Origin of the sequence: Bradyrhizobium sp. CCBAU 11361, assembly GCF_028128935.1 — a bacterium.
In the GTDB taxonomy this organism is placed as follows: domain Bacteria; phylum Pseudomonadota; class Alphaproteobacteria; order Rhizobiales; family Xanthobacteraceae; genus Bradyrhizobium; species Bradyrhizobium niftali.
Map to the genome: position 1 here is coordinate 1 of NZ_LBJZ01000115.1, position 7,730 is coordinate 7,730.

Genomic DNA, 7,730 nt, shown 5'->3' on the forward strand with positions numbered 1-7,730 from the left:
GAGCGAAAGCGTGGTCCAGGGCGGCCACCGGAGCACGCGACACAAAAAACGCTCGCTTGATTGACGCTCCGCGACAACCAGAGCCAACAAAACTCTTGCGCGCGACAATCATCGCGGCGATCATCATCGCGCCGCGACACTGACTCGCCATCCTGATCGCCGCGCTCTTCCGACCCAGATCGTCGCGCTATAATTATTCCCTGGCGCCAGGAAAGGCATACCGTTTTCTCTCCTGACCTTGGGCTCGGCACGAGCTTGCGCAACTTCAAGGAAGAGCCTCGTCAAGCGCAGCCGCATCGGCTTCTTGACGCCCCTCGATCGAAGTAGAGATTGAGGAACATCGTGCTACACTTGTAGTAGGTCCGGAGCTACAAGCGATCGAGGTCTGTGATCGACCATCACCGCATCGCTCATGAGCTTCCTGCCGGAAGGATGAGCCTCAGCGCCCGAGACGCGTCCTCGATCAGCGGTCATTTGCCGAACTCTCTGAACCGCGAACATGCACGGAACAGGTTGGCCCAGCCTGGCTTTGGCGCTAGCTAGTTAGCGACAGAAGGAGCGGGTCGCCAGAAAAGCTGCACAGCCAACAGTCGTCCCGAACGTGCTCGTCTCCAGCGGGGCAGAACATGAGTGGAGGAAGGTCAGCTGGACCACGCTCTGACCCGGTTGTTTTCCTGCCGCATAAGATTCCCAAGAGCCTTAACGAAGCCAAACCCACCTGGCAGTAGAGGTGCAAGCGCCTTATTGCTCGCTCGACGGCGCCAGTTCAGCCCGCAACTTGCGTATCGCCTCGTTTGCAAGATTCAAAGTATTCCGTTCGCCGTTCCTTATCGAACACTCAAGGAAAGTTCGCAGTCGGCTATGAAGGACCGTCTTGAGATTATGCGCCAGCAACGGATCCTTCTCGATGAAGCGCCAAGCTTTATCAAATGCGACGCTCACGATAGCATCTCGCACCTGCACTTGCTCGGATGAGAACTGATCCATCTCAACACTCCTCGATGTCCTGATACAAGGAAGTACCTTGCAAAAAGCTAACCGAGGGTCCGTGGCTTGTCCCAGCAAGTAGGACATCAGGGCCGCAGCCCGCTTGCCTATCGAGCCGCTCTCGGCGCTTCAATGAAGTTTATAGATGTTTGTTGAAGTTCCGATGACCGTCGTATTGCCAGGCGCGATTCGAATAATTCAAAGGCGCTTTAAGCGAGCACGCGTTGTTACTGGTTGTCATGCCGCTTTTGGAATCATGTGGCGTGTTCCGAACGCTACTTGTTTTCTTTCTGCCATGCGCCCGCGGCCCGTCGTCCTGTTGTTCGACCCTGCGCATGGCCTCCTGCTCTCAGTGCGGTTTGCTCCAGGTGAGGCCCACTAGAGCGTTAGCCGGTCGGGTGGCAAATATCCTGCGGCAGCGAAGTAGTTTGAGAATTCTGCGGGCGTGTAAGTGTCGATGATGCGGTCGATAGCGTCCCAGAGACCGCACGACAGTGCATTCGGCAGCCTTTCTCAGATTTGCTTTGAGCTTTGCGAAGGCGTTCTCTAGAGTTGAACGGGGCTGTAGAGCGGAAGATAAAGGAGCGTTGCGCCGGCAGCCTCGATCATCTCGCGGACACGCGGCCCTTTGTGGCTAGAGAGGTTGTCCATGATCACGATGGCATCGGTTGGAAGCTCGGGGACGAGCACCTTTTCGACATAGGTCTCGATGGCATCGCGGTTGATGGGACCATCGAGCACCCAAGTTGCGATGATGCCGCGTGTGGTTAGAGCGGTTACGCAGGTAGTTGTTCTCCAATGGCCGTGAGGAACGCTGGCCCGCAGCCGTTCGCCGCGCTGGCAACGGCTATGTGTTCGCGCCATGTTGGTCGATGCCCAGGTCTCATCAGCCGGTTCCGATTGAGCTTGTCCTGGCTCTCACGCCAGGCCTCGCGCCGCGTCAAGACATCCGGGCGATCCCGCTCTGTGGCATGGGCGATTTTTTTTACGCGCGATCTCGTGACGCTCGAAGAAGCGGCGGATCGTGCCATAACCAAGGGATAGGCCTTGTTTGCTCAAGCTATCGCGCAATTCCTCGATGGTGATATCGGGCGTGGCCTACAGCAGAGGTAAGCGCGAAGCCGATACCCTGGCTTCAGAGTAGAACGAATGTGCGAAGAAGCCTCCCACTTGGAACGGAGGTTTGGATGGGATTGAACAGCAAAAAAGGACGTCCATTTGGACGGCTCGTCGGCAAGGTCGGTGAGCCGGCTGGCGGTTCTTGAAGGGCCCTCGGGACGTCGCGTGCGTTCCGATGCTGAGCGAGCTCGGACCGCCGCCGAGAGTCTGTTACCGGGTGCCCAGGTGTCCGAGGTGGCACGCAAGCACGGAGCGACGCGCTGGCAGATCTACGATTGGCGACGCGGTTTCGACAGCGGGGCATGTTGCGGCCGTGCGAGGCATTGCAGTCGACATTCGCACCGCTGGTCGTGGAAAGCGCGTTGGAGGAGCGTCACGTTCCGGCGATCAGCTTGAGATCGAGATCGGCGATGTCGTGCTGCCGACGGATACGGCCAATGATGCCAAGCAGCTGTCTCGGTGATCCGCGCAGTGCGAGCGTCACGATGATCGCGGCCGGTGCCGATCTGAAGATTTACATCGCGACGCGGCCGATCGACTTCCGCTGTGGCCACGATGGGCTTGCGGCGAAGGTTCAGGAGATGCTTCGTCTCGACCCATTCAGTGGCGCAGCCTTCGTGTTCCGATCAAAACGAGCGGGCCGGATCAAGATTTTGGTCTGGGACCAAACGGGCCTGGTGTTGGTGAACAAACGCCTTGAAGGTTGCAATTCGCTTGGCCAGCGATCGCGGACGGCGTGATGCGCATGTCGCCGGCGATGTTCGCGGCCTTATTCGAGGGTCTGGATTGGAGGTTGGTCCGCCCGGAGGAAACACGACGCCAGCAAGCGGCGGGATGACTGCGACAGAATGACTCGGAAACTATTTTGAACGTGGCATGCGCGGCGACGATGTGCTCGAAATAGCGCATGAGCATCGCGGCGCTGCGCGATGAAAACGAACGCCTGCAGGCGCGTTTGGCGCAAACGCAGGCGGCCTTGAGCGAGCATCAGGGGGGCACTGGCGGCGTCGGAGGAGGCCCGGCGTCGGCTGGAGGTCATCCTCGGCGAATTGCGACGCGAAAAGTTCGGTTCGAAGTCCGAGAAGCTGCGGCCAGATCAGTACCATTTGCCGCTCGAAGACGTGGAGATCGCGCAAGGCATCCTGGACGCGGCGCAGGAAAGAGCCGAGACGGTCATCCAGGGCCGATCGCAGAGCGATCCTGATCAAGGTTCTCATCGCAATCGCGGCTGCTTGCCTGCCCATTCCGCGAGTGGAACGGATCATCGAGCCTGCGAGCACGCTCTGCTCGCCGATAACATCCGCTACGCTCAATCATTGGCGGGGACTGACCCGCTTCCTCGACGACGGTCGTCTCGAGCTCGACACCAATCCGGTCGAAAACGCCATCCGGCCGATCTGCTTGTGCCGGGCATGAGGTCGGAATCGAAGACCTCATGCCGTGGCGATTCCGCAAAGCGTCAAGCCTGCGTCCATAGGGTGACGACGCCGTCCGAAAGGACGTCGCCAAATGCTCCTGCCGTCGACGACGTCCCGAAGGTCTGCTGGCAGCACGGCTATGCCCGTGCCGCGGGCTGGGCTATGGAATACCTATTCGGTGGGCGCGTCGCCGTGCGGCTGTCCAGGCCAAGCGCCTGCGTTCAGCGACGGTTTGACACTAACAAGCCCATCTTGTCGCAATTCGGCCGTGTGGGGCATACCCAGCATGGTGAAAGTTGTGGTCGGGGAGGTATTGGTAGGCAAGAGTCCGGCCCTGCTTAATATGTTGATCTGCGCATCCGAGGCCGTATGGGGCAAGAAGACCCAGAGGTCGGCTATAAAACGTTCGTTTTCTGGAATGAAATCTGTGAGTTCCAACAGCGCAGCCCCGGCGGACGAGGACGGCCCGGCTCGCGACGGCCCGGCTTGCGATGGTCCAGCCTGCGATCGGCCGGCTTCCACATGCTGCCAAATCAGCTCAGGATCGAACTCGGGGAGTTCCGCGATGGCTTGAGCAATCGGCTGCTGCGAGCCGGGTTGCGGAGAGCTTTCCCTGTCGGCCACCAATGGCCCGGGGGAGGGCGCAGCCGGCGCATATAGATCATCGTCCCAATCCAACAGTGATGGATCGGGATGCCCCGACTCCAAGTATTGCGAATAGGGATGCCCGGCGTCCAGATATGGCGAGTAGGCTTCGCCCTGCTGCACGGGAGACCCCGCAGCACGTGGCGGAGCACTACCTTCGAACTCGCTCAGCAGGTGCTCAAAGCCCGCTGGGTCCGCGGGCGGTGATGGTGAATCGGGCTGCGGGCTCGTGTTCGTTGGGCTGATTGAGTTGAAATCCATTCTGTTCCTCCTTTGAAAGGTCGGCTCGAGCCCTAGTTCGACGGAGGCCATTTGCATTGCGACCTCCAGAGAAGCGTTTCGAAGGCTCGTGTGGAGTGCAGCCTCCGAGCTGCCGGCAAAATGGCGCCAGCCACGCTTGCCGTTATTCCGAGCATCGGGTGCTCCATTACGATGGATAGGCGGCATCGCCGTCTAGACATCCGCTCTCCCATGCTAAGAGAGTGAGCTTTCGAGAAGCTGACGAGCGTCAAAAGGATTGGCAATGAGCCAATGGAGACGGCATTGACCTCCGCCGAAAGCTGCCGCGCAATCTCAATTTCATCTCTGGCCTGGCGCAGGCTCGCGCACGATGCTGTCCTGACGCGGCGCGTCTGAAGAATAGGGGGCTTCCGGTCGTCCATCGCGAATGACCGTGGGTAAGCGCGAAGCCGATACCAGCAGAGTCAGGATCGTCGTCTGATGGGCATCGATCAGATCTTGTTCCCGCTCGCGCATTCGTCTGGCCGGACGGGAGGCCGGCGGGCATGGCGAAGCCGCTGTCGATGGATCTTCGCGAACGTGTACTGACCTGTATTGCAGGGGGCATTTCTGGCCGGCAGGCTGCCGACGCGTGAGCCTTATAAGACACCATAGCTATCAGGTGCTCGAGGAACAGCAAGGTCTAGCTGGATCGAATGTAGCTGTGGCATCTCCGGCGCGAGGTGGTTTAATAGGGGCGCCTGCTTTCGAACATGGTAGCGAGCAGTTGCGGTATGGAAAGCCAGCGGAAGCGGCGCGCTTACGGGACGGTGAGCCCAGAAACCCCGAGCCGTCGATCCCTGATGCGTACGGCCGTAGCACGACTTTCAGCCCAGCGATAAACGTTTCGAGAAAAAGCCAAATGAAATCTCAGCCCGCTGCTGCACGTGACAGAATTAGTTTGGCGATCTTCAATTGGTTGGCGGGAGTTCGCAGCACTGCCGGTAATGCCGCCACTGCCTGATCGAGAAGACGTCCCAAAACCTGAAGGTCTTCGGGGTCGTAAACGCCACGGTCTCGCGACAGTCGCGCTGTTCGCCGGTCGCCAGCGCGGCCAGCGGTTCTCGTGTCGCCGGGCTGGCCGAGCTCCAGTTCCGCCGTAATCATTTGGTTTGTGAGTGCGTTAAGCAGTCGGATCGCTTCGAGCTCGTTGCCTTCTTCGCTTATGAGGGCAGCCACGATGTCGAGTTGAAGGTCGATGCGATTCTCGAGGTCCTGTATGCGTGAATTGGAGGGGTCAAGTTCCACGGTGTTGCTCCAGAGTAGTTAAATGCAGGGCAGGCTGGGTAACGGTTGTGTCGTGCTTCCCCGTTCGCGAGACGGCAGACGCGACGCTAGAATGAATGGCTGCTGCACCAGGCATGGTGCGCACGCACGGTCGCCGAGGAGAGAGGGTGGCAGGCATGTGCCGCTGGATCGCAAAGCCGGAATCGAGGGTATAGAGCGCTGCGAACAGCGTTGTAGATGACCCGTCATTTGATTGGACCGTCGAGCCGGTCGAGCGCGTCGGGCAATGGCAGTGACTCCAACCAGCTGGGACGCCGCTGATGACGGCAAGTCGAGAAGCGGCTGCCCAAACTGCTGCGGGATTTCTTGCCGCGTGGCATAGCGATCGAGACGTAACCAGAGGGCTCGCGAGCCGGAGTGCCATACAGAGCGCTTGGCGCTGGACGAAGCTGTTGCTGAAGATGCGCCGTTAGCTGGCCCAAAACCGGACTTCTCATCATGCCAGACATTGATGGCCCAGCCCATGCCAGGCAACCCAGAACCAACATCCGCTACATACGACTGAAGTTTGTCTCCGCGATCGTTGACTGGAGATGCCTGGCATGCTGAGCGTGCGGACGGGCTCCTGGAAGCTGTGCGCGCTGAGATCCAAGACCGGCAGATCGCGCACGTCCACCACTCGGTCCGATGGTGATGCAAGGATTGCTGACAAGGCATAACCGCGTCTTGATATGTTCCAAGAGCGGCGGCGCGTAGAATGAGATAGGGGGACGTCAGTCTGTAGGAAGCGGGTGTGGGCGCCGCCCACCGACGAAAGCTGAGCACGCGAGCAGAGTGAGAATCCACGATCACGCGACGTACGGGGGCGGACAGTAAGATCGCGAGGCTGGTCTCATCACACGGATCGACATCAGTGCCTCGTCCTGGCCGGAGGATATGTGTCTTGCACTTAAGGTAGTTAGATAGCTGACTGTACTGCTTTGCTTGGAGGCCGCGACAGCGGCGGATTGTCGACGCTGCCCGCCTGGTCAGGGCAACAAGTCCAGCCCGCACCGGTGTAGAGGGCAGTTCGCCTGCCCGAGTTCTATGCAGCGCACGCATTTACCCGGCCAAACAGTGTGCGTGAGAGCCGATCTTTTTGGAGGCCTTTAGTATGATGGCAAAGGGGGAGGCGACAACGCGATCGATTGCGCGCCAGACGTTGCGATTGGCCATCCGCGCATTTCAAAGATTGAGCGGTGTCGTTGGGGATGTAGCCACGAGAAGCTTGAATTGGCCTGCGACTATGCTGAAAACAAAAAGGATCCATTGTCACACGACATTCGTGAAATGTGCTTTCCGGAAACCGGCGATCGACTTATGGGTATTTGGCTGAAATCTGTAAAATTGAAAGTGTCGATGGGATGCATCCAGTTCGTGGATGGCGAACGCGAGTAATCTCATCGCCTACATCGAAAGCGCGTTAGTTAGATTTTTTCCGCCGTCTTGTTCAGTGAGCTTAAGGGCTTTCAGGCAAGCCTGCTGATTCGTTGATGACCGGCCACTTCAGTATGACGTGTACCGGGCTACCCTCAACCATGAGCGCCTGTGGCTTCCCATCTGAGAAGTTGGCAGGCCAATCGAGCGTCAGGTTCCATCTGCTGTCTGCCGGTACCTGCATACCGCCGGTTGGCGCATATAGGTTGACAGTCCCCTTTATGCGACCGCATTGCTCGATGTAGGTGCCCCTATGCGAAGGTTTCCAACGTCCATCGCGACAATCTTGCCGTTGCCGACGTAGACGGCACCGCCGCCAGTTCCGCCCATGCCGACAAAGTTCATTGCGCAAAGCGCGCTCACAATGAAGAATTCCCTTCGAAAGCAGAGTTTCAGTGTCGAAAAGCACAGTCAGAAAAATTGACCGCTTGATCGCTGCCATTGAGGCTGATGATCGCCTGTGCGGTAGGGCAAACGACAACCAAAATGGCAATCAGCGTTCGGATAGAACCTCAGTGCGTCGGTCTACTTGCCAAGTATATGATTCCCCAATCTAGACACTATCCGCCAAAGCTATCG

At 58.7% G+C, this 7,730-nt stretch carries 5 protein-coding genes and 3 pseudogenes; 4 read left to right on the forward strand and 4 right to left on the reverse strand.

What is annotated here, in order from left to right:
* Nucleotides 1–741: 741 nt before the first annotated feature.
* Together XI08_RS10305 and XI08_RS10310 are read right to left on the reverse strand one after the other, a co-directional pair.
* On the reverse strand, nucleotides 742–987 hold the full coding sequence (locus tag XI08_RS10305) for a hypothetical protein (protein WP_097668612.1): 246 nt from the start codon (nucleotides 985–987) through the stop codon (nucleotides 742–744).
* Nucleotides 988–1,365: 378 nt separating this feature from the next.
* A pseudogene (locus tag XI08_RS10310) lies at nucleotides 1,366–2,076 on the reverse strand (IS630 family transposase); the annotation flags it as partial.
* 255 nt (nucleotides 2,077–2,331) lie between these two features.
* Here XI08_RS10310 and XI08_RS10315 point away from each other — a divergent pair.
* The 4 genes and pseudogenes from XI08_RS10315 to XI08_RS10330 form a co-directional block, all read left to right on the forward strand.
* Nucleotides 2,332–2,502: a hypothetical protein gene (locus XI08_RS10315; protein WP_245448780.1), complete on the forward strand. Its 171-nt coding sequence runs from the start codon at nucleotides 2,332–2,334 to the stop codon at nucleotides 2,500–2,502.
* A gap of 89 nt (nucleotides 2,503–2,591) precedes the next feature.
* Complete coding sequence (gene tnpB / locus XI08_RS10320) at nucleotides 2,592–2,846, forward strand: IS66 family insertion sequence element accessory protein TnpB (protein ID WP_202633234.1); 255 nt, start codon at nucleotides 2,592–2,594, stop codon at nucleotides 2,844–2,846.
* A 309-nt stretch (nucleotides 2,847–3,155) separates the two neighbouring features.
* Nucleotides 3,156–3,290: pseudogene (locus XI08_RS10325) on the forward strand (transposase domain-containing protein); the annotation flags it as partial.
* A gap of 31 nt (nucleotides 3,291–3,321) precedes the next feature.
* Nucleotides 3,322–3,516, forward strand: a pseudogene (locus tag XI08_RS10330) (IS66 family transposase); the annotation flags it as partial.
* Between the two features lie 179 nt (nucleotides 3,517–3,695).
* Here the strand turns inward: XI08_RS10330 and XI08_RS10335 are convergent.
* Nucleotides 3,696–4,430, reverse strand: a complete 735-nt coding sequence (locus XI08_RS10335) for a hypothetical protein (RefSeq protein WP_271553815.1) — start codon at nucleotides 4,428–4,430, stop codon at nucleotides 3,696–3,698.
* A gap of 888 nt (nucleotides 4,431–5,318) precedes the next feature.
* A complete protein-coding gene (locus XI08_RS10340; protein ID WP_097668512.1) occupies nucleotides 5,319–5,696 on the reverse strand; it encodes a NolY in 378 nt (125 codons plus the stop codon).
* Nucleotides 5,697–7,730 lie beyond the last annotated feature (2,034 nt).